Source organism: Candidatus Dependentiae bacterium (genome assembly GCA_013821315.1).
Taxonomy (GTDB): domain Bacteria; phylum Babelota; class Babeliae; order Babelales; family Babelaceae; genus JACDHA01.
Genome location: JACDHA010000018.1, coordinates 1 through 20913, shown reverse-complemented (window position 1 = coordinate 20913; position 20913 = coordinate 1). Strand labels below are relative to the sequence as shown.

The 20913-nt window shown below is 35.6% G+C and carries 21 protein-coding genes, 1 tRNA gene and 1 pseudogene; 13 read left to right on the top strand and 10 right to left on the bottom strand.

The genetic code is table 11. The features are described 5' to 3' along the window. Window positions 1–110 precede the first annotated feature (110 nt). From H0X48_04910 to H0X48_04885, 6 genes are all read right to left on the bottom strand, one after another. Window positions 111–413, bottom strand: a complete 303-nt coding sequence (locus tag H0X48_04910; protein ID MBA3954629.1) for a hypothetical protein — start codon at window positions 411–413, stop codon at window positions 111–113. A 94-nt stretch (window positions 414–507) separates the two neighbouring features. Next, complete coding sequence (locus H0X48_04905; GenBank protein MBA3954628.1) at window positions 508–1059, bottom strand: hypothetical protein; 552 nt, start codon at window positions 1057–1059, stop codon at window positions 508–510. Beyond that, window positions 1056–1805 carry an N-acetylmuramoyl-L-alanine amidase gene (locus H0X48_04900; protein ID MBA3954627.1) on the bottom strand — a complete coding sequence of 250 codons (750 nt, stop codon included), beginning with the start codon at window positions 1803–1805 and terminating at the stop codon, window positions 1056–1058. The genes H0X48_04905 and H0X48_04900 overlap by 4 nt, the downstream gene beginning before the upstream one ends. 87 nt (window positions 1806–1892) lie before the next feature. Then, window positions 1893–4094: an ATP-dependent RecD-like DNA helicase gene (locus H0X48_04895; protein ID MBA3954626.1), complete on the bottom strand. Its 2202-nt coding sequence runs from the start codon at window positions 4092–4094 to the stop codon at window positions 1893–1895. A gap of 7 nt (window positions 4095–4101) precedes the next feature. Continuing rightward, window positions 4102–4767 carry a hypothetical protein gene (locus H0X48_04890; GenBank protein ID MBA3954625.1) on the bottom strand — a complete coding sequence of 222 codons (666 nt, stop codon included), beginning with the start codon at window positions 4765–4767 and terminating at the stop codon, window positions 4102–4104. A gap of 33 nt (window positions 4768–4800) precedes the next feature. Continuing rightward, a complete protein-coding gene (locus tag H0X48_04885; protein MBA3954624.1) occupies window positions 4801–6570 on the bottom strand; it encodes a hypothetical protein in 1770 nt (589 codons plus the stop codon). A gap of 215 nt (window positions 6571–6785) precedes the next feature. On the opposite strand from H0X48_04885, the gene H0X48_04880 reads away from it, so the two are divergent. The 9 genes from H0X48_04880 to H0X48_04840 all read left to right on the top strand — a co-directional run bounded on the left by H0X48_04880 (window position 6786) and on the right by H0X48_04840 (window position 13655). Further along, window positions 6786–7508 (top strand): deoxynucleoside kinase, encoded by a 723-nt coding sequence (locus H0X48_04880; protein MBA3954623.1) that lies wholly within the window; start codon window positions 6786–6788, stop codon window positions 7506–7508. Between the two features lie 108 nt (window positions 7509–7616). Next, entirely contained in the window at window positions 7617–7862 is a 246-nt protein-coding gene (gene atpE / locus H0X48_04875; GenBank protein ID MBA3954622.1) for an ATP synthase F0 subunit C, read from the top strand. A gap of 9 nt (window positions 7863–7871) precedes the next feature. Further along, window positions 7872–8237: a hypothetical protein gene (locus H0X48_04870; GenBank protein ID MBA3954621.1), complete on the top strand. Its 366-nt coding sequence runs from the start codon at window positions 7872–7874 to the stop codon at window positions 8235–8237. Further along, a complete protein-coding gene (locus H0X48_04865; protein MBA3954620.1) occupies window positions 8230–8703 on the top strand; it encodes a hypothetical protein in 474 nt (157 codons plus the stop codon). The genes H0X48_04870 and H0X48_04865 overlap by 8 nt, the downstream gene beginning before the upstream one ends. A 3-nt stretch (window positions 8704–8706) precedes the next feature. Next, window positions 8707–9243 (top strand): ATP synthase F1 subunit delta, encoded by a 537-nt coding sequence (gene atpH, locus H0X48_04860; protein ID MBA3954619.1) that lies wholly within the window; start codon window positions 8707–8709, stop codon window positions 9241–9243. An 11-nt stretch (window positions 9244–9254) separates the two neighbouring features. Then, window positions 9255–10754 carry a F0F1 ATP synthase subunit alpha gene (locus H0X48_04855; GenBank protein MBA3954618.1) on the top strand — a complete coding sequence of 500 codons (1500 nt, stop codon included), beginning with the start codon at window positions 9255–9257 and terminating at the stop codon, window positions 10752–10754. Window positions 10755–10757: 3 nt separating this feature from the next. Further along, on the top strand, window positions 10758–11663 hold the full coding sequence (locus tag H0X48_04850) for a hypothetical protein (protein MBA3954617.1): 906 nt from the start codon (window positions 10758–10760) through the stop codon (window positions 11661–11663). Between the two features lie 91 nt (window positions 11664–11754). Continuing rightward, a tRNA-Arg gene (locus H0X48_04845) sits at window positions 11755–11831 on the top strand. A gap of 255 nt (window positions 11832–12086) precedes the next feature. Continuing rightward, window positions 12087–13655 carry an ATP-binding protein gene (locus H0X48_04840; GenBank protein ID MBA3954616.1) on the top strand — a complete coding sequence of 523 codons (1569 nt, stop codon included), beginning with the start codon at window positions 12087–12089 and terminating at the stop codon, window positions 13653–13655. 209 nt (window positions 13656–13864) lie between these two features. Here H0X48_04840 and H0X48_04835 read toward each other — a convergent pair whose 3' ends face one another. The 4 genes and pseudogenes from H0X48_04835 to H0X48_04820 form a co-directional block, all read right to left on the bottom strand. Next, window positions 13865–14914 carry an alpha/beta fold hydrolase gene (locus H0X48_04835; protein MBA3954615.1) on the bottom strand — a complete coding sequence of 350 codons (1050 nt, stop codon included), beginning with the start codon at window positions 14912–14914 and terminating at the stop codon, window positions 13865–13867. Between the two features lie 383 nt (window positions 14915–15297). Beyond that, window positions 15298–16191: an aminoglycoside phosphotransferase family protein gene (locus tag H0X48_04830; protein ID MBA3954614.1), complete on the bottom strand. Its 894-nt coding sequence runs from the start codon at window positions 16189–16191 to the stop codon at window positions 15298–15300. 89 nt (window positions 16192–16280) lie between these two features. After that, a pseudogene (locus H0X48_04825) lies at window positions 16281–16615 on the bottom strand (type II toxin-antitoxin system PemK/MazF family toxin). After that, window positions 16612–16839: a hypothetical protein gene (locus H0X48_04820; protein MBA3954613.1), complete on the bottom strand. Its 228-nt coding sequence runs from the start codon at window positions 16837–16839 to the stop codon at window positions 16612–16614. The pseudogene H0X48_04825 and the gene H0X48_04820 overlap by 4 nt, the downstream one beginning before the upstream one ends. 469 nt (window positions 16840–17308) lie before the next feature. Here H0X48_04820 and H0X48_04815 point away from each other — a divergent pair, with 469 nt between their 5' ends. From H0X48_04815 to H0X48_04800, 4 genes are all read left to right on the top strand, one after another. Further along, window positions 17309–18565, top strand: coding sequence for a hypothetical protein (locus tag H0X48_04815; protein ID MBA3954612.1), 1257 nt, complete (start codon window positions 17309–17311; stop codon window positions 18563–18565). A 63-nt stretch (window positions 18566–18628) separates the two neighbouring features. Beyond that, window positions 18629–19582, top strand: coding sequence for an ABC transporter ATP-binding protein (locus tag H0X48_04810; protein ID MBA3954611.1), 954 nt, complete (start codon window positions 18629–18631; stop codon window positions 19580–19582). Further along, complete coding sequence (locus H0X48_04805) at window positions 19579–20373, top strand: ABC transporter permease (protein MBA3954610.1); 795 nt, start codon at window positions 19579–19581, stop codon at window positions 20371–20373. The genes H0X48_04810 and H0X48_04805 overlap by 4 nt, the downstream gene beginning before the upstream one ends. A gap of 49 nt (window positions 20374–20422) precedes the next feature. Beyond that, window positions 20423–20913: hypothetical protein (locus H0X48_04800; GenBank protein MBA3954609.1), on the top strand; the 491-nt coding region annotated here is incomplete at its 3' end.

The following is a 20913-nucleotide window of genomic DNA, read 5'->3' as shown; positions in this document are numbered from 1 at the left end:
AGAGGTTGTCTTCGTACACTTAGAGCTTTATAGTTGATTTGGTCTAAATAGCTAAAAAGAGAGGGCTTTTACAGCCCTCGTAATAATTTTTAGAATAACTTGTTTAGTAGTTATTTATTTCTCATATTTTGAAACAGCTCTTGTGCTCTTTCTATAAGATGAGCTTTTCTACTACCAACAAATATAAGGCCTACTGCAGTTAGTGCTACTGCCCAACGCACGAGGGTAGGAAAAAGCCAAGGTGCAACTATTAAAGCAGCTCCTGCTCCAAAAAGAAGAAACCCTTGTAGCTCTGATTGAGTTAAGCCTGAAGTACCTACATTTGATTTACGTGATGAAGACGTAGTGGTATCGGCATCTTTTGCCATACCGTTGGTTTCGTATTTTGATTCTTCTTGTCTTGGTCTGTTCATTATAGTTTCTCCTTTTATTGCATACAGATAATTTCACATTTAATTTTATTATATTAAAAATCAAATAGAAAATGCAACAATTAGGTGTTTTTAATTAAAAATTTGTTTTTTCAAGAAACCCAGTGCTCGGCCATCCTTGAGAGAAATCAAGGTGTTGATCATGCATTGGTTGATGATTTACTAAAAAGTAGCATACAGTAATAGGTAAGCTATTGTCACGTAGGGTTTTCAGAAGACCTTCTATAAGTAATAATTTTCTGTAGGTAGAAAATTCTTTGGGTAGAAAACTGCGATCAAAAGAAATATAAGCTTCAGTTTGGGTGGCATCAAGCATTACTGATTGCACTACAGCTTTCTTTTGAATAATATGCTCTTCTTCAAGTAAATTAAGCCAACTGGTAAGCACATTGGTAAGCGTTTTGCTGAGAGTGTCTGAGCTAATAAGTTCTTTGTCTTCGGTTACCCATTTATTTGCATGCCAATAGATTAAATGAAAGTTTCTTTTTTTAACGTTAATATCTGATACACTGGCGGCAACTTTCTTGCTTGGTATTTTAACGAGTATAAGCTCATTATAAAAAGCGTATAACAGTAAACCTGCTCCTAAAGCGCCTAGAGATGCTATATAATAATATATTTTCTTCATAAGTTTTTTTCAATACGATTAATAAGAGTACCTAAAGCACTGTTGAGTGCTAGTATGCACTGTTTTACGTCTTCTTTTTTATCTATACCTATTTCACACATTAAAGCGGGAGCTAAAATACCTATAAGTGGTTTACAGGCAATACCCAAAGGGGGATAGCAAACAAGGTGGTATTCTTTTTCATCTTGTTTTAAAAATGTGTAAAGCTCTTGGGCATACTCTTTGCTTTCTTTTAGATACATTTTATATGCTTGATTATAGGGATAAAATACCAGCTCTTTTGAGCGTTTTACCGGTAAATCTGCTGTAGGATTAGAGGAATAATAATAGAAAAACAGCGGGTGATGTGACTCTTTTGCTTTATAAAAATGTAAACTCAGATACAGATTTACCTGCATTCTATTGGCAAATGAAGCATTTTGGAGTGGATCGACTGTTTCTCCGGGAAAGCGTGTCAGGAGAACGCGTACGTTATGAGTAGCTTCTAAATTTGTTTTAAGTTCTTGAGCGCAGCGTAGAGTAAGTGCTCTTTCAAAAGTTTCGTCAAATGATCTTCCTGATGTATTGGCATCTCCTGCTGGGTTGATCATTAACGTAACGAGGCGCTGCTTAGGTTGTTCCTGTTGTGTATCTGGTTTGGTATCTTGCGATGATCCAAAATTAAAAAATGACCAGCCAGATAAGGAAGATACTAACAAACAAGCGATTGCTGCTAGGCTTACTGTGTATTTTATTGATTGTATCATAGAGCTACTTATAGGTTTAATTGAGCCGATTGCTTATTCTATTAGCATGTAAATTACTTTAATTATAAAACAAATTTAGCAGTTTGTCTATGCAGCTGGAGCGGTGCTGGAGTCTTCTGGTTCAATTAAAAACTTTTTCAAAAAAGTAATCCGTTCTGAGCCTTTGGTGTTACGTATTGCCATAGCTAAAGCTTTTGGTTGCCCAACAAAAACACACAGGTTGCGAGCACGTGTAAGAGCAGTGTAGACTAAATTGCGCTGTAAAAGCATAAAATGTTGCATAAATAATGGTACAATAATGGCACGATATTCTGACCCCTGGCTTTTATGAATAGAAATAGCATAAGCAAGTACAAGCTCATTCAGTTCATCAAATTCATAGAGTACCACACGATTGTCACCAAAGTTGACCGTTAATAACTTATCTTCAAGATTTATCTCTTCTATTACCCCAATATCGCCGTTATAGACATGTTTATCGTAGTTATTACGAATTTGCATAACTTTATCTTTATGTTTAAACAAAGTGCCTGCATGATTGATCTGCTCATGTGTTGCATGTGGATTGAGCATGCCTTGCAATATATGATTTAAATTAAAGGTACCAACTATACCTCGATTCATAGGTGAAAGAATCATGGCATCTTCAGGAGAGATCCCTTTTTTAGGTAGTTCTATAAACAATAAACGTTTTAAAATATCAGTCATAGATTCAGGATTTTCTTCTTTTAAAAAGACAAAGTCCCGTTTACTGTCCTCTTGAAATGACACAGGCATTTCACCATTATTAATGCGATGAGCGTTGGTAATAATTAAGCTATTTTGAGCTTGTCTAAAAATTTGTGTTAAACGTACATACGATACTTTTTCACTACGTAGTATATCATTAAGAACATTGCCAGGTCCCACAGAAGGCAACTGATCAACGTCACCAATCAACACTAAATGGGCCGTATAAGGTAATGCTTTAAGTACTGCGTGAGCAAGAAATATGTCAAGCATAGATGCTTCATCAATAATTAAAAAATCGAGCTTAAGGGCTTTATTTTCGTTATGAGAAAAGCTCATAGTACCTACGTCAAATTCTAGTAGGCGGTGAATAGTAAGCGCTATTTTGCCGGTGCTTTCTATAATGCGTTTGGCAGCACGTCCTGTAGGAGCAGCCAGTTTATAGTTTATGCGCTCAAGTTCAAGTATTTGTAGTAATGTTTTAATGACTGTTGTTTTACCAGTGCCAGGGCCTCCGGTAATAACAGTAATTTTATTGGTAAGACAACTAAGAATTGCGCGTTGTTGATCTTCATTAAGGGCGATAGAGTCAGCCGCAGGAGCTCGTAAGTGATTATACACTCTTGCAGTATTAATAGTAGTGTTAGCAGGTCTTTCAATTAAGCCTAAAATACGTTGCGCTACACCTTGTTCACTGGCATAAAAATGAGCAAGGGTAATAAAATGCTTTTCTTCATGAGAGAGTAATTTTATCTTTTTATTATTATACAACGTATGTAAGCCGTTTTTAATAAGCTCAAGGGCATTATGCTCAAGAGCCAACAGAGCAATCGTTTTAGTTTTTAAATCTTCAAGTTCTACATATAAATGGCCTGACTGACTGGCCATAGTTATAACGTATACAATACCAGCAGCAATACGTTGTGGTGCATGAGTATTAAAGCCAAGTTTTTGAGCTACTTCGTCAGCTGTTTTAAAACCAATACCCCAAATATCATCAGCTAGTCTATAGGGATTTTCATGAAGTAAAGCAACTGCTTCATGTTTATATTTTTTATAAATACGCGCAGCCAGGGACGGAGAAATATCTTTTTCTTGCAGAAAGATCATTAAATTAGCAATATCTTTTTGCTCATGCCAGGTAGCTGTAAGTAGCTCTACACGCTTAGCGCCCATGCCTTCAACTTCTTGCAGTCGTTGCGGGTTTTTTTCTATTATAGCAATAATATCGGCGCCAAAGTGGTTAACAAGCTTATCAGCGTATACTTTACCTATGCCTTTAATAAGGCCAGAGCTTAAGTACTTTTTAAGTCCAACAAGGGTAGTAGGTAATTGTGTTACACAATATTTAGCTTCAAATTGTTTGCCAAATTTTGGATGGAATATCCAGTTGCCTTTTAATTGTACTTCTTGGCCACTGTGTAAATGAGGGACGCACCCTGTTACGGTAATGGTAGCTCGAGAAGAAAGAGCTTGAACAATAAAGACAGAGTAACCGTTTTCTGTATTTTGAAAAAGAAATCGATCAACTGTTCCAGATAGTGTTTCAAGCTCTTGCATAGGTTCTTTACTGTAGTTGTGGTTGTTCTATGGGTGATTTGTGCTGTGCTCTCCAGCGATCGTAGCGATCACGTGCTTTAGGGCAACTACGCACTAAATCTTTTAAAAAATGGAGTAAGTCATCACAAAAAGTATCAAGGTCCTGTAGTGTTTTAATACTGCGATGGAACACTTCCTTTTCACTTCCGCTATTTAAATGAGCCCATTCTAGAAGGCCACTTGTTGAGCGACCAGCTTTACTGCACCATTCAGCAATAAGCTTAATCATAAAATGCTTAGTGCCTTGTGCTTTTGCTAAAAAAGGCGAAGTAACCTTTTCAAAATCAGCAATAACAACAGGTACCATGCCTTTAAGCTGATTTTTATTTTCTTTTTCTAAAGCTACTAATTGATGCAGTGTGTATAATTTACCATTATAGCTATACTTCCCTGACTTATTAGAGCTACCTGCTTGTATCTGTGTAATTGCTCTACCTATATAAATAATATCATGAATTTTATGTTCATCAATAAGGCCTGGTATGCCGTCTAAAAGAGCAAGTGATTCGGCTTTTAAAGTAACGGGGCTATACGTAAATGCTTTCGTGCTGCCTAGTTCTAGTGATTCGAATGCTTGTACTTTAGAACAAGCAATTACAGTGCTTAATACAATACAAGTAGATAACAATTTCATAGTAGTTCCTTTTTTAGTATACATGATATATGTTTAAAAATCCACGCCAATAGAGGCGCCAACGGTAAAATCAGTTCCAATACCTTTTTTGTTAAATGCAGTTACCTCGCCTGTAAGTAAAAAGTTCCATGCTATACGTTGACAGAATGCTGAACCGAAATAGCCAAATGAACCAAATACTTTTCCTTGACTAGCCGCTGGTCTAGCAGATTTTGGTTTAACTAACGTTGATGCTATATGTCCCCGTTTTTCTTTACCTAAGCGCCAATAATCAAAGCCAAGAGTACCTTGCCAATGTTTGCTGTCGTATCTAATGTTTTGTCTGAATTTAGTGAGAGATCCAGGACGTATAGTAGTAACGTAACTACGAGGGAAAAATGTATTAATAATTTGAGCATTTAGAAATTCTATGTTTGATGAAGCTAATGCTTCATCTTCGTAGTCACGATTAAAGTCAGCTGCATCTTTTCGTACTTTATAAAAGCGTGCTTCTCTTCTTTTATTGAAATATTCAAATGCAAGCATTGTATGAGCGCTCACATAATTATTAAAATAATGTTTAACATCTAAACGTGGTCCAAAGCCTCTATGATGCGAGTTTCCTAGCGGTGTATTAAGCAAAATAGTTGATAACCTATCAAGTGCTTGAATAAAAAATTCTTGAACAGTACTTGATAGAACGGCTGATGCTCGCTCTTGTGCTGCAGATTCTCGAGGGCAAAGAGGTGTTAAGCTAAATAAACGTTTTATATTAAATTTAGGTTGCTCAGGAGTAGAATTAAAAGTACCTCCTATAACACCCCGATTGAAATGTGTAGCTGTAGGTAAGGTAAGTTCAAGTCCTAACCAAACAGCAGTGTTTGGCTTTTCGTAGATATTTGCTAAGGCTCTTACACGTGTATCGCCAAAGCCAACCCTATCAGCTAAAAGATGTTGCATAAAATACTGCTCTACTCGATCTTCGTCGCTGTTAACGGGAGCTGATTGTTCATTCCTAAAAAAGGGGTTATTACCAATGCGTTCTTGTTCTTCATCTGTTAAGAAAAAGTTGTTTTCAAGATAATAAAAAGGCACACTGGCGCTTAGATTAAATTTACCAAATTCTTTACGTAGCCCGAGCATAAGCCCAGCACGTCGTTGTTGCAGTTTAACGGTGCTAAATAACCCAAGCACAAGAGGAATATTGCCTTGTAGTTGCGAGGGCACTTGTTCTTGTACAAGCTCGTTTGATAAAGCTGTTTCTATTTCGTTTATTATATTTTGATTGGTTAGATCAATATAACTTTGAATAAAAGGGCTACAGCAGCTAAAATAAGCACGACTTGTTTGGTTGTAAAAAGCTTGTGCGCTAAACGACCAATCACAACTTTCAAAAAGCAGTGGTTGTAAACTTGGTAAATCAAGAAGGCTTCGCGTGACAAAAGGGTTTGTTCGTAAGTAAATATCTTCTTTAAGTAATGCAGGAACGTTAATGATAGGTAAGATAGTTGGATCGTTGCGTGGAGCAATAAGACTAAGAATAGCTATATCTGATATACATTCTGCTACCAATGATTGAGTGGGTGTTATTTCGTTGTCATTAGAACCTGCAAATGGATCTCCTGAATTATCGCCAGAATTATCGTCAGAAAGATCACCTGATATACCTCCAGAGACGTCTTGGGAGTTGCCATCGATGCTCGGTTCAAACAATGAAAGATCGTCACCGTCCAAATTGTCAAAAAAAGTGTGTATTTTAAGCGGTGAAATTAATAATACTGCCATACAAAAATATAAGAAGCGGGTATAATATACTGTATTCATAAGTGGTACTAACGTAAAAGTTTTTAAAAAATTATGTTCAATCTAAGACAAAGTAAATCGCTCTCAGTCTAGCAAGTTTTTTTTTAATGACAAAATCTACGTGATTATGCCCTTTATTTGATAAATTTTTTCAAAAAATTCGATTTTTCTCTCAGTTAAGATTAAGATAATTAAATAGATACAATAAGCATATTTAATAGCCGAGGTAAAGTGTTATGCATGCTCAAAAAACAGTAAAGCATTTTGTAATTGAAGGTAATATTGGAGCGGGCAAGTCTACTTTTTTAAAAATAATACATCAGTATCTTACTGCTCAAATAGTGTATGAGCCTCATGAAAAGTGGCAAAATGTAGGTGGTGAGAATCTTCTTGAGCTTTTTTATGCAGATCCTAAAAGATGGGCCTATACTTTTCAGACCTATGCTTTTATAACACGTATTATGGCACAACAGGAGGCAGCTCTTAAAGCTCATGAACCATTTCAAGTGCTTGAGCGTTCAGTTTATTCTGATAGATACTGTTTTGCTTATAACTGTTTTGAAATGGGTCTTATAACTCAACTTGAATGGCAGCTCTATCAAGAGTGGTTTTCTTGGCTTGTAGATAAGTATACTGCGCAACCAAGCGGTTTTATTTATTTACAAACTGATCCAGAGGTATGTTTTAAACGATTACAAAAAAGAAATAGATCAGAAGAGCAGGCTGTTTCTCTTGATTATTTAACGCTACTCCATGCTAAACATGAGTCATGGTTGGTTGGCAAACAGGGTATAGCAGCTAATTTAAAGCAAGTACCGGTGTTGATACTAGAATGTAATGAAGAGTTTGAAAATAACCCGCGTGTTCAAAAAGAGCATATGATAAAAATTGCACAGTTTTTAGACCAAGAGTATGCTATACCACTAACAACAAGTATGCAAAATCATATTAGTATATAAGTTTGATCTAGGCTGTTGTAATAAAGCGTATCTTAAGAGTAAAATAGAGAGAAGAGCATATAGTACATAAAAGTACATAAAATAAAGCATAATTGCGAAAGGCTTATCATGGTAGCAGATGTTAGTACTCTAAAGATTGCAGCTTATATTGGTGCAGCTTTTGTTATGGGTATAGGAACAATTGGACCTGCGCTTGGCCAAGGGCTTATTGGTTCAAAAGCATGTGAAAATATTGGTAAATATCCTGAAAGTTCTGGTCGTATAAGAACGTTAATGATCGTTGCTATGGCTTTTATTGAAACGTCAGCTATCTATGCGTTGTTAATTGCTGTTATATTAATATTTGCAGTATAATACTGTGTTATGACGGTTAACTTAACGCTTGTATTGCAGGCTTTCCATTTTTTTATAGCGTATGGTATAGTTTCTCGTCTGGTGCTTAAACCAGCATTACGTCTTATTGAAAAAGAAAAAGCGGTAACAGCCACTCTTCTAGATGAGATTCTTGCTCAACAGGCTTTGTTGATAACTAAACAGGAGCATAAGCGCGAAAGTTGGCAGCGATGTCAACAATACTTCAATGAAAACAAGCCCTTACTAGAGCAAGTTCCTACACGTTTGGAGCTTTCTGTGAGCATTGAAGAAACCGAACAGTTAGATAAAAATCAGTTAGACACTGTTTGCCAGGAAGTTGTAAAGGCACTTAAGGTAAAAGTATTGCATGATTAGCCTTATATTTAAATTTATCAATTTTGGTATAATCATAGCGCTTATAGTATATGCATTTAAGCGCTATGGATTACCCTTAGTGGTAAGCCAGATTAAAGCTGGTGAAAAATATAAACATGATTTAGCTGTTGATCGTAGCGAGCTTTTTGTCTCTCAAACGCTTCTTGAGCAAGAGGTGCATGATCAGGAACAACAGTGTGTAGCTTTATCTAAAAAAATAGATCAATGGAACGAAGTTGTGGCAGACCAGCTTAGACAAAAAGAAGTCCAATCACAAGCTATTAGGGAAATTACCAATCAACGGCGCAAACACCAATCAGAGCAGTATAGTTTGCAAAAAACAAAGCATACTCTTACTGGTTGTGTCGAAAAAAGACTTAAGCAAGAATTGATTGTTTATTTTGCCGATGAAAAGCTTGCTCATAACTATATTCAGCAGACACTTTCACGTATTGAAAAGAAGTAACTTATGGATATAATGCAACGTGTACTAGCTAAAAAATATGCTCACGCCTTTTTAAATGTACTTGATCATACGTTGACACTGGAAGTAATGGCTCAGATTGAACACTTTGTAGCTTTTATAGAACAACGGAAAACAGCTTTATTTTATCTTCAGCTTGCTCTTGTTGGTGATGCTATAAAAAAGGAATCTTTACTTAAAGTATTACAGCAATTTAAGCTTGAGAGCCTAGGCGAAAAACTGATTGAACTTTTGCTATCTCATAAACGGTTATTTTTAATTCCAGAAGTATTTAACTTTATTGTACAACTTGCTCATGAACAAAGGAATATGCTGTCTTTTAAAGCAGAAAGTTCTCATGAACTAGCTCCAAAGCAGATCAACGAACTAAAAAAATTTTTAGCATCTCAAACAGGTAAAAACATAACGCTTTCAGCGCGTATTGATAAAACTCTTATAGCAGGCATTAGGCTTATAAGCCCTACTTTCGAGTGGGAACATTCAATACGTAAGCAATTACGAGCACTCAGTCATATGCGTTAAGGAATAAAGCTATGGAAATAAAGAGCACGGATCTTATTTCGCTTTTTGAAAAATCACTCTCAAATATGCCTGAGCAAAATCTTAATGAAATTGGATTTGTTGTTCAGGTAGGTGACACTTTTTGTAAAATTCATGGACTAACACGTGCTGTCTACGGAGAGCTCATAGAATTTGATGGTGGCAACCGCGGTATTATAATGAATCTTGATGAAGATTCTGTATCAGTTTTTTTATTGCAATCTCATACACAAGTAGCAGAGCTTGAAATTGCTCGTCGTACTGGTGGTGTATTTAAAACTCCTGTAGGTACTGGTTTGCTTGGCCGTGTGATAAGCGCAGTAGGTCAACCGTTAGATGCCCTAGGGGATATTGTAGCGCAAGAGTATAGGCCTATAGAGGTAACTATACCGGGCATTATAGAGCGTAGTCCTATTAATGAGCCACTCGAGACGGGGCTACTGGCACTTGATGCTTTAGTGCCTATTGGTAAAGGGCAACGTGAGCTTATTATTGGTAATAGAAGTACCGGTAAAACTTCTATTGCTCTTGATATTATGCTCAACCAAAAAGATAAAAACGTTATCTGTATTTATGTTTCTATAGGGCAACGACAAGCAAATTTAGCTCGTATTGTACGTCTGCTTGAAGACAAAGGTGCTCTTTCATATTGTGTTATAATAGGTGCTGATGCTAGTGAAACTGCTTTAGACAGATACTTAGCACCTTACGTTGCATGTACTATAGGTGAATACTTTAGAGATCAAAAGCAAGACGTTTTAATTATTTATGATGATCTAAGTAATCATGCTATTGCTTACCGAGAAATGTCATTACTTATGCGTCGTGCTCCAGGACGTGAAGCTTATCCCGGGGACGTTTTTTACTTGCACTCACGTTTGCTTGAGCGCGCGGGTAAGTTAGCTGTTGGTGGATCGCTTACTGCACTCCCTATTGTGCAGGTGCAAGGTGACGACATAACAGGCTATATTCCTACAAACTTAATATCTATTACTGATGGACAAATATTTTTAGATACAAAGTTGTTTAATAGTGGTGTAAGGCCAGCAATAAACGTTGAGCTTTCTATATCACGTGTAGGTGGTGCTGCTCAAACTAAAGCAGTTAAAAAAATGAGCAGAGCGCTCCGTTTAGAACTTGCCCAATATCAAGAACTACTTGGTTTTTCTCAATTTGGTACAGAGTTAGACCCTATATCTCAAAAAAGATTAAAGCGTGGTGCCGTTGCTTACGAAATTCTTAAACAAAAACAGTTTATGAACTATTCGTTTGTCGATGAGGCTTTGCTGCTTATGTTGCTACGAGATAACTTTTTAGATGATCTAGACATTAAGCTTGTACGTAGTTTTTCTTTGCAGTTTATAAGCTATATTAAGTCTATTTACCCAGACTTATATAAAGCAATCTTTCATTCAGGTGATATTAGTGATACGCAATTAGTTGAGTTGCGTCATATAACGTTAGAATTTAAACAACTCTTTATTCCGGCATAAATTATGAAAAATATACTCTATAAAATAACTAAAAGCTTTTTTTGCAGTGCACTCGTTGGATTATTTGCTTTTCAGCCTCTGTATGGCATGATTAGCAATTATGGCTATACTGCTTCAGTTAATGCTGAAATTAACGCCAATAACTATACTAATAATGGCACGTTACTTGCTTGGAACTCTGCCTGTATAAACGTAGGTACTATTGGGGGTAATGGAACTATTAGCAGCGATAAAATAACTATTCAATGTGATAGTTTTGATTTCAATGGCACTATTAAATGTAATGGTGAATGTAAAATATATGCTAAAAAACCGTTTAAGCATACTCAATTTAGAAAAGAAGGTACAGGCAATTTTTATGTTATTATAACACCGTACACATTCAAGGAATATACAACGCAAAGTTTAATTTCTGATTTTTCTGGAAAATTGTATAATCAGTGTTTAACGTTAAAAGAACCTGCTATTGATGAAAATCTACGACATGCTTCAGCTTTAGCAGTTCTTAATGCCCTTGATGTGCAGAAAGTACTCGAGGGTATTAAGCATGAAATAGCTAATAAGCATCGTTATCACCTAGATCGTTTAGATCAAAAACATGATATGACTGATATCTATTGCGGACTGGCAAGTGCTGGTATAGGAATTGCTGGATTAGCCGGTACTTATATGTTAAATAAACATATAAAAAAACTACAAAACCATATGTCTTATGATTCGGCTATAGCTCTTATAATAACATCGGGTGTTCTATCAGTATTTCCGATTGCTCTTTCAGGGCAGCTTTTATTAGAAGGATTAAAGCCACAGCATAAAGAAAAGCATGAACAGCTATTAATTATTACACAGCGAATTGATAAAGCTCTTGCTACACCTTTCATACAAAACGTACAAGTATCTAAATTATAATAATTTTTAGGTATAATGTAGAGAATACTTGAGAAAATCAAATAGTAGTATATACTATTAGATACCATTCAATCCGAATGTCTTGTGTTTCGTGCCCGTAGCTCAGCTGGATAGAGCAACGGATTTCTAATCCGTAGGTCGTTGGTTCGAATCCAACCGGGCACACCACTATTCACTATCTAAATTTTGCCATTCTTCTAAAACTTTTAATCTATCAGCATTATTGTCGACATGAATTTCAAGATCCTTTTGTAAAGCTTGTACTACACCTTGGCTTAATTTCCTAAAGCACATTTAATAATGTCATACTTTAATATATTATCTACAGTTCACATGCTGATAACGGTATACTTATAATATTGAATAAGATGCTGTAGCATAAGACTTATTAGAGTTTTATTATTAAGAAACTTAAGGAATCGCATGACGGGTGCTATAAAGTTATTGCCTAAAGGTATTCAATCTTTTCAAAAGATTAGAGGCAACTATATTTACGTAGATAAAACTAAACAAATTTATGATATTATCAGTCAGGGTTCTTATTATTTTCTTTCTCGTCCTCGTCGTTTTGGCAAGTCACTGCTTATATCAACGCTCAAAGAGCTTTTTTCAGGAAATAAAGAGCTTTTTAAAGGATTATGGATAGAGCAAAGTGATTATGACTGGTGTACCTATACAGTAATACAACTAAATTTATCGGCTCTTGCTACAACAAGTGGTCAAGCGTTGTATAATGATCTTGTGTGGAAAATTGAAGAGATTGCACGCAGTTATAGTATTGACGTAAATCAAGCACCTTCTTTGCAGACAAAATTTACAAGTCTTGTAGAGCAACTTGCAAAAATTAATAAAATAGTAATTTTGGTAGATGAATATGATTATCCTATAATTAATAATATAGCAAAAAGTGACGTTGCGCTTGAGTGTAGAAATATATTACGGGACTTTTTTGGTGTTATAAAAGATTTAGATGCGCATATACATTTTGTTTTTATTACAGGAGTAAGCAAGTTTTCAAAAACTTCAATATTTTCTGGTTTGAATAATTTAGAGGATATTACTTTATATCCTCAAGCAGATACTCTTTTAGGATATACTTTTGAAGAAGTATCAACTTATTTTAACTTCTATATAAAAAAGATTGCTGTACAAAAAAAGAAAACAAGTGTGGAAATTTTAAGCGAATTAAAGCACTGGTATAATGGCTATCAGTTTAGCGAAGAACAACAACATAAAATATATAATCCATACTCTGTTCTTTTGTTTTTAGGTAGTGGAAGGTTTCTAAACTATTGGTTTGAAACAGGTACCCCTTCATTTCTTTTAAATCTTATAAAAAATAAGCAATTTTCCGTAACTCAATTAGATTTTATTGAACTGGGCTTCAATGAATTAGGTACAATTGAGATTGAAGATATACCTATAGCTACTCTTCTTTTTCAAACAGGGTATCTCACGATTAAAAGCTATAATTCAGAAACTGAAAACTACAAACTGGGGTTTCCCAATTTTGAAGTAGAGTCTTCTTTTCTTAAGCATCTGCTAAAGCTATTTTCTCGTGTTGATTTAAGTACAATTAATGAATTTTCTGTAAAGTTAAAAAAGTCACTTGAGCACAATAACGTTGATCTTTTCTGTAGATTATTACAAACCTTCTTTGCTGATATTCCCTCAGGCATACAAATACCTCATTTAGAGAAATACTATCAAACTATACTGTTTATACTTGCTAAAGTTTTAAACTTGTCTGTTAATGTCGAAGTAATGACAAATATTGGTAGAATAGATATGACCATAGAAACCTTAACGCATATTTTTATTTTTGAATTTAAGGTGCAAGGTTCAGCTCAAGAAGCTTTGCAACAAATAGAAGAAAAGAATTATCACCAAAAATATTTAATGAATAACAAAGAAATAGTTCTTGTAGGAGTCAAGTTTGATATGAAAAAAAGAAATCTGTATGAATGGCTTATTAAGGAAGTTATTCAGTAGTATAGCCAATAAGTAACAGTAACGTTGTAAAATTCTAGTGAGTTCATATTAATTTGCTGTAATTGAATCTTGTCTTTGATAGAATAAAGTTTTAATTTAAATAGGCAAGAACAAACAGATAGGCTCTAGGTAAAAAACAAACAAAATACTCAATAAAGAGCTAATGCCCTAGTTAAATTCTAGAGACTTTAGCTATGATTGTAAAAAAATTAGTTTGCAGTAATTGTACGCTTGATGATCCAATCAGTAACAGCTTGCAGTACTCTTGGAGAAATGGCTTCTTCAAGGGTTGCATATTCTGCAATTGAACCAGTTTTGCACGTTTTCATAGCATGGTTTAAGTTTGGCAATTCAAGAAGAGTATGGTCTTTATTATCTGCTTTATTCATAGCATTACGAATAATTGGAAAAATGAGACGTGGTGGCATAAAGTCAAACTCTCCATTAATAGCCAAGACAGGTACAGAAATATTGCTTAATGCATTAGTAGTAGTATATCCCAAATAAAAGCGATACCAAGGTGAATTATAGGTGCTGATTTGAGCGTCAAACTTAGGTTTAGAAAAAGCAAAAAGCAATGTATTAGCTTCGCTTTTTTGTTGCTCTGTTAATTGATTCCAATACCCATCAAGCAGTTCACGCAATTGCTTTTCGGCTTTAAGCGCATCTGTTTGAGAAGTTACGATTTCAAGAACCTGTTTTCTGATCGCTCCATCTTTTTCTATAATATCAGGAGATGCTCCATCAAAGCGTAGTTGAGTTGCACTCTGTTCGACCATTGACTCTATGTCATTTGCTACAGCACCTGACATTAAAGCAATAAAAGAAACATCTTTTGAGCGGGAGGCTACCATTGATGAAATAAAGCCACCTTCACTAAACCCAATTAAACCAATCTGCTTAGTGTTAACTTCAGGACATGTTTTTAAATATTCAATACCTGCGAGCACATCATTGGCTAGATCATTACTGGTAACGTTAAGATCAAATGTCCCTGTTGATTTGCCTACACCGCGTTTATCGAATCGCAGTACACAAATTCCATGCTTCGTTAAATAGTCAGCTACCATAAGCATAGGCTTATGGCCATAAAAAGTGCCATCGCGATCCATTGCACCCATACCCGAAACAAGTAACACGGCTGGATGTTTTTCGGCTGATGAGGGTGCTGTAAAAGTTCCTGCTAATGTAATTCCTGCAGACTTGTTTTCATAGGTTACTTCTTTTTCATCGTATGAAAACTGTTTCTTATCACTCATTGTATTTCTTTCAAAATTGTAAAAACTAAATTCGTTTTGATCTATGTAAGCACACTTAGCCGGTACGCTTAGAAGAAAGCATATAAGTAGGCTTGTGCCCTGATTACACATCATAAATGTGTCCTATGTTTTTAAGTAGCACACTAATGCCACATAGAATGTAGTTGATTTGATAATAAGATAAAGTTATGTCGCGATTGATAGCGCCTTAATAACTTATTTACAGGATAGGATAAGAAACTTTCATACGATCCTCGCTAATTTTTTGAAAATTTAGAGGTTTAAAAGATATAATTCTCTTTCAGTATAGCAAAAATTGCTTATTTTGTAAATCTTTGAATCTTTTTTGCACTTCTTACGGCGTAATATTTAGCACAACTTTATCACAATGTATTAAAAAATGTTTCAAGAAATTGCGGATGGAATTGATACACGCTGGAAAGCTTATTTTGCCATGTTCCTTGTTTAATAGTAAAGCCAATTACAGCAATTGCTCTATTTATACGTAAGAGTGGCATTATTGCAGTATAATCAGGAATGGGGCGAATACTTGCGTATCCCTCGAAAAATGATTGTTTATTGATAGAGCTCATAGGCCAATCTCCATGCTCAAGAAAACAAAAATCTTCTTCCGCAAAGCTTGATCGCGCTGCTGACCAATCAATGATTCCTTGAAGTTTGCCATCAAAAACTATTATATTGCCGGGTCGAAAATCACGATGAGTAATGCACGGACCATCAACTGTAGGCAAAAGATCAAGGTGTGTATCAAAATAATGGCGACATTGTTCAATAATACTACTCGGTAGATGATCTCTGCATTCGGTTAGTGCTTCTTCAAATTTAAGAGAAAAGTTAATACGTGGATCAGGGCTTAAATTGTCTAACTGGGATAAGTCTCCATAACCAGTCATTCGGTTAAGATGGACGCGCACGAGCAATGAACCGATTTCATAAGCTAAAGATACTGAAAGGTCTTTAGACTTAAGTATTGTTCCTGGCAGACATTCCATCAAAATAGCACCATTAGTAGTTGCTTCAGTCTGCACAACTTTTATAATACGAGGTACCGGTAATATAGTGGAAAAATAGTTCAAGAAATATACTTCATTTGCGAAATCTTTAGGTCGAGTGCATATTTTTAAAATGAATTGGATACCTGTAGGCAAGCTTACTTTAAAAACAATCGCAACAGTAGCATCAACGTGATCAATAAGTTGAAACGTAGCATCTTGAAGGTTAAGACGCTGTTTATAGAAAGAGATAAGATTTTGCATAAGATTTCTAATTTTTTTAATATCCCAAATTCAAGTCAATGTAAAGTTTCGAAAGTCTTTAAATTTTAATATACCTAATAATGCAAAAATTAAACGAGAGCAAGTGCTATTTTCAGAGCTTTATCGACGCTATGCATAGTTTCTAAATTTAAAGTAGTTATTTTTGTTCCTAAACGTATCTTATCGAGAGATCTAACTTGATCTAATAGAATCTTACATGGATTAAATAATTCTATACCTACTTCAAAGGGATATACGTTTTTTACTGAAGAAGTAATGGGGGCAACGATAACTCGATTGCTTATTTCGTTTGCTAAGTCATTAGAAACAATCAATGCAGGTCTTGTTTTTGTATCTCTGATCCCAAAGTAGGATCTAATTTTACCCAGTATATATCACCTCTTTTAGGTGAGTAATTACTCATTGCCAACTTTCACTATCTAAATTTTGCCAATCTTCTAGAGCTTCTAATCTATCAGCATCATTGTTGGCATCACTATAAGCTGCTTTGAGGGTTATAGCTTCCTCCTCAAGGGCTTTCTGTAAAGCCTTTACTACAAAGCGGCTTAATTCCCTTTTGTTTACTCGTGAGTGAAGTGTATTAATAAGATTTATAGGAATAGAAAAAGTAACATTTTTTGTTTTCATGAGAGCTTCTTATGTATTAGATTTAATAATACCATATTTTAATATATATTGCCTAGAGTTTAAATATTAATAACGATGTATCTATTAATAATAAGTGAAATGCGGTTAAAAGAGTATATTTTGCTAGGTTTTTAGTGCAACCATAGCAAATATAAAGAGAGAAATAACATAACAAGGTCTTCAACTATTTTTTTTGTCTAAATATAGAGGTACTATTTTTACGAAGCTAATAATTTGTCGCTAAATAAATTCACTGATATACTATTTTTCATGATAGCACTAATAAAATAAGAATTTAGTTATTTTTTTGATAGTATCATTTCCTTGGTTTTCTATATTTTTATAAACTCAACAGAACTTAATAGAATAACTCTTAATCAAGTTCTTAAACTAGAAAGTCTTAAGTAAGGCTAGATGCTTAGAGCTTATTTGCTTATGAGCTTTGCCTTTTAAGATCGAAAGTAATTTTATGTCAGTCCTTAAAGTAGATAATCTTACTAAAACATTTGTTTCTGGTTTATGGCCATTTAAAACGCCGCAGCTCTACACAGCAGTCAATAAGGATAGGGATTTAATGTTTAAATCAGTTACGTTTATTAGTATAGCTTTTATTTTTGGCTTACTTTGGTATATTTCACCTGTTTTTAAACAGTTTTCTAAGCCAACCGGTATATTTTCTGTTGGCACTAAGGTTGTGGAATTTACTGATCAGACACGTAAAGAAACTTTTGCAGAAAATCCTGAAGATAAACGAGCTTTGGTTGTCAGATTTTTCTATCCAGCCAATACGACTGAAGGTTTTGAAAAATATCCTTATCTTGGTGCAAAAATGCCCTATTACCAAAAAGTTGTGGCATCCTATTATCATGTACCTGAATTTATGGCGAAATTGCTCTTCCATGGTATGAGCACTAATTCGTATATCAATGCACCCCTAGCACATGAGCAAGAATCTTATCCGGTTGTACTATTTTCACATGGGCTCCTTGGTTTACCTAGCGATACTTCATTGGTAATTTTAGAGAATCTTGCAAGTCATGGGTATATAGTGGCAGTTATTGATCATCCATACTTGAATGCATTAACATTCTTTGCAGATGGCCGAGTGGTGTCTTCACTTCCATTGAGTGAACAATTTAATAAAATGTCTCAAAAAGAACAAAAAGAATTTCAAACTAAAGCAATTGACGTATACAAGGCAGATATGAAGTTTCTGCTTGATGAACTTACAAAGCTCAATCAAGATACAAAGAGCATCTTGTACCACCGTATGAATCTTGGACAAATTGCTGCAATGGGCCATTCAGCAGGAGGGACTGCATCAATTGAATTCTGCCGCACTGATACGCGGTGTAAAGCAGCAATTGACCTAGACGGTTGGTATGACCAAGTCATTGGACAAGAACCTATTAATAAGCCATTGTTATTGATGTTCGGTTCAAAGAGTCTGGAAGTAACTGAGCCGACACCAGAATATTTAAAAAGAAAAGAGTTGTCGCGTGATCGCTATTTTGAGCGCGAAGAGAAGAGTAATGAACATATACAGAAATTGTGCTCTGTAACGAGCTGTTCTTTTGTGGTTATCCCTGAGGCAGCTCATGGCGACTTTGGGGATGAAATATTTATAAAGTGGCCATTGCGTTCATGGAACGCAGCTGAATCCTATAAAACAATGACAATGATTAATGAGCATATTGTACATTTCTTTAATAGAGTTCTTTGTTAGGAAATGAGGAAATCTGCCACTTTTCAATACTCCTAAGCTAAGCCGAAACTGAAAGTAACTTCTATGTCAGTCCTTAAAGTAGATAATCTTACTAAAATATTTGTTTCTGGTTTATGGCCGTTTAAAAAGCCACAACTCTACACAGCTGTCAATAACATCTCTTTTGACCTTAAAGCGGGTGAGATCTTAGGTTTTCTAGGCTCAAACGGTGCAGGTAAGACAACAACTATTCAAATGCTCTTGGGTACTTTAACACCCAGCTCTGGCTCAATGAGCTATTTCGGTACGGACTTTAGGCTATTTCGTATTGCAGCACTCAAGAAGGTTGGTTATGCTAGTGGGTATGATAAACTTCCTGCCCGACTAACCGTGGCTGAAAATCTTGATGTCGTTGGGCGTATTTATGGCATTGCTGAGCCTTATCGCTCGCAGCAGATCGAAAAGTTGCTCAAGACTTTTGATATGTGGCCAATGCGTGACCGTCAGACGGGAACTCTTTCAGCTGGTCAAGCAACACGTGTGATGCTTGCAAAAGCATTTATTGCTGATCCTCAGGTAGTGTTGCTTGATGAACCAACAGCTTCGCTTGACCCTGATATTGCTCGTGAAGTGCGTCAATTTATTTTGGCTCAACGCGCAGAACGTGGTACTTCGATATTAATAACGTCGCACAATATGAGCGAAGTAACCGAGCTTTGTGATCGGGTATTAGTGCTCAAAAAAGGCTCTATTATCGCAAACAATACTCCAACTGAGCTTGCACAATCAATTTCAAAAATTCACCTTCATTTGATTATTTCTAGTGGCCTTAATCGTGCGCGTGAATATCTACAGAATGCACAGCTACCATTTAGTGCAAAAGATAATCAACTATCGATTGAACTTGATGAGCATGTCATTGCTCAGGTGCTTGCTTATTTTGGTGAGCATAAGATTATTTATTCACATATTTCAATTGATAAGCCGACACTTGAAGATTACTTTTTAAGCATGGCAAAACAGGAAACAAGCTTATGATTTCAGGTGCATCGTTATGGGCAGTGGTTCTTCGTCATACACGTATGTGGCGACGAGATCCTAATTTTCTTTTAGGTAGCCTTTATTGGCCCGTTCTTGATATACTTATTTGGGGTTTTTTAGGATCATGGATCCAGCAAGCGCGTGGGGGTCAGTTTGATAATTACGAAGTCGCTGCGCTGCTAGGCATTCTTTTATGGCAAATAATCGGTCGGGGTTGCAATATTATGTGTGTAACATTTGCTGAAGAGCTTTGGTCAAATAACGTAATAAACTTATTTTCTTTGCCTTTACGCATAGGTGAGTGGATAGCTGCTAGTGTAGTATTTACTATAATTATGATGACTATTACCACAAGCACATGCATGTTGTTTATAGCGCTTTTGTATAACGTATCTCTGTGGTCTATTATTTTGAATTACTTGCTTTTTTTGCCGCCTATCTTTTTCTCTAGCATGTGGCTGGCTTTTATCTGCTTATCTATACTTGTTACTCTTGGAAAGCGTGGCGCTGAGCTTGGCTTTGTCATAGCGTGGTTTTTGATGCCCTTTAGTGGCGCTTATTACCCAGTAGCGGTATTGCCTAAGTGGGGACAAGCTTTGAGCAGTTATTTGCCCATGAGCTCTGTTTTTGAAGGTATGCGAGGATATGTCATGCATCAGCAAGATCCAACAGCTTATTTAATTAAGGGCTACGCCCTAAGTATTCCGTACGCAATTAGTTCACTTCTGTTATTTGTCTACTGCTTTAATCGAAGTAAGAGAAAAGGCCTTGCCCGTTTGGCAGATTAACGTATAGTACTTATTTTTTACTTAAACTAGGATGTAAGTAGGACTAACTATGAATAGAAAGACAAAAGTTATTATAATTACTGGAACAAGTAGTGCAGGAAAGACAACGCTTGTTCACCACTTAAAATTAAAATTGCCCAAAGATCTCTTTGAAGTGTATGATTTTGATGAAAAAGGTGTTCCTATTAATTCTGACCAGCAGTGGCGACAAAAAACAACCGATTATTGGTTAATAAAAGCATTCCAAAATAGCCAAATCAATAAATCTACCATTATCTGTGGTGTTGTAGTGCCAGCAGAAGTTATATGTTCTACGGTGAAGCCTGCTTTACCTCTTTGTTTTGGTTTTATCAAGGTTTCTGATGTGATAATCAAATCTAGATTACAAGCACGTGGCTGGGGTGACCAACTCGTTCAAGATAATATTAATTGGGCAAATTACTTAGAAGCCGAGGTAAAAAAGCAAAATTGCTATCGTATTGTTGCTAGTTGTTCATATAGTGGACCTGAGGAAGTAGCTCAAGAATTTATCCACTTTAT

Bases quoted from the DNA above. Each gene is read 5' to 3' on its own strand.
- H0X48_04910 (MBA3954629.1), bottom strand. From the start codon at position 413: ATGAACAGACCAAGACAAGAAGAATCAAAATACGAAACCAACGGTATG.
- H0X48_04905 (MBA3954628.1), bottom strand. From the start codon at position 1,059: ATGAAGAAAATATATTATTATATAGCATCTCTAGGCGCTTTAGGAGCA.
- H0X48_04900 (MBA3954627.1), bottom strand. From the start codon at position 1,805: ATGATACAATCAATAAAATACACAGTAAGCCTAGCAGCAATCGCTTGT.
- H0X48_04895 (MBA3954626.1), bottom strand. From the start codon at position 4,094: ATGCAAGAGCTTGAAACACTATCTGGAACAGTTGATCGATTTCTTTTT.
- H0X48_04890 (MBA3954625.1), bottom strand. From the start codon at position 4,767: ATGAAATTGTTATCTACTTGTATTGTATTAAGCACTGTAATTGCTTGT.
- H0X48_04885 (MBA3954624.1), bottom strand. From the start codon at position 6,570: ATGAATACAGTATATTATACCCGCTTCTTATATTTTTGTATGGCAGTA.
- H0X48_04880 (MBA3954623.1), top strand. From the start codon at position 6,786: ATGCATGCTCAAAAAACAGTAAAGCATTTTGTAATTGAAGGTAATATT.
- atpE (MBA3954622.1), top strand. From the start codon at position 7,617: ATGGTAGCAGATGTTAGTACTCTAAAGATTGCAGCTTATATTGGTGCA.
- H0X48_04870 (MBA3954621.1), top strand. From the start codon at position 7,872: ATGACGGTTAACTTAACGCTTGTATTGCAGGCTTTCCATTTTTTTATA.
- H0X48_04865 (MBA3954620.1), top strand. From the start codon at position 8,230: ATGATTAGCCTTATATTTAAATTTATCAATTTTGGTATAATCATAGCG.
- atpH (MBA3954619.1), top strand. From the start codon at position 8,707: ATGGATATAATGCAACGTGTACTAGCTAAAAAATATGCTCACGCCTTT.
- H0X48_04855 (MBA3954618.1), top strand. From the start codon at position 9,255: ATGGAAATAAAGAGCACGGATCTTATTTCGCTTTTTGAAAAATCACTC.
- H0X48_04850 (MBA3954617.1), top strand. From the start codon at position 10,758: ATGAAAAATATACTCTATAAAATAACTAAAAGCTTTTTTTGCAGTGCA.
- H0X48_04840 (MBA3954616.1), top strand. From the start codon at position 12,087: ATGACGGGTGCTATAAAGTTATTGCCTAAAGGTATTCAATCTTTTCAA.
- H0X48_04835 (MBA3954615.1), bottom strand. From the start codon at position 14,914: ATGAGTGATAAGAAACAGTTTTCATACGATGAAAAAGAAGTAACCTAT.
- H0X48_04830 (MBA3954614.1), bottom strand. From the start codon at position 16,191: ATGCAAAATCTTATCTCTTTCTATAAACAGCGTCTTAACCTTCAAGAT.
- H0X48_04820 (MBA3954613.1), bottom strand. From the start codon at position 16,839: ATGAAAACAAAAAATGTTACTTTTTCTATTCCTATAAATCTTATTAAT.
- H0X48_04815 (MBA3954612.1), top strand. From the start codon at position 17,309: ATGTCAGTCCTTAAAGTAGATAATCTTACTAAAACATTTGTTTCTGGT.
- H0X48_04810 (MBA3954611.1), top strand. From the start codon at position 18,629: ATGTCAGTCCTTAAAGTAGATAATCTTACTAAAATATTTGTTTCTGGT.
- H0X48_04805 (MBA3954610.1), top strand. From the start codon at position 19,579: ATGATTTCAGGTGCATCGTTATGGGCAGTGGTTCTTCGTCATACACGT.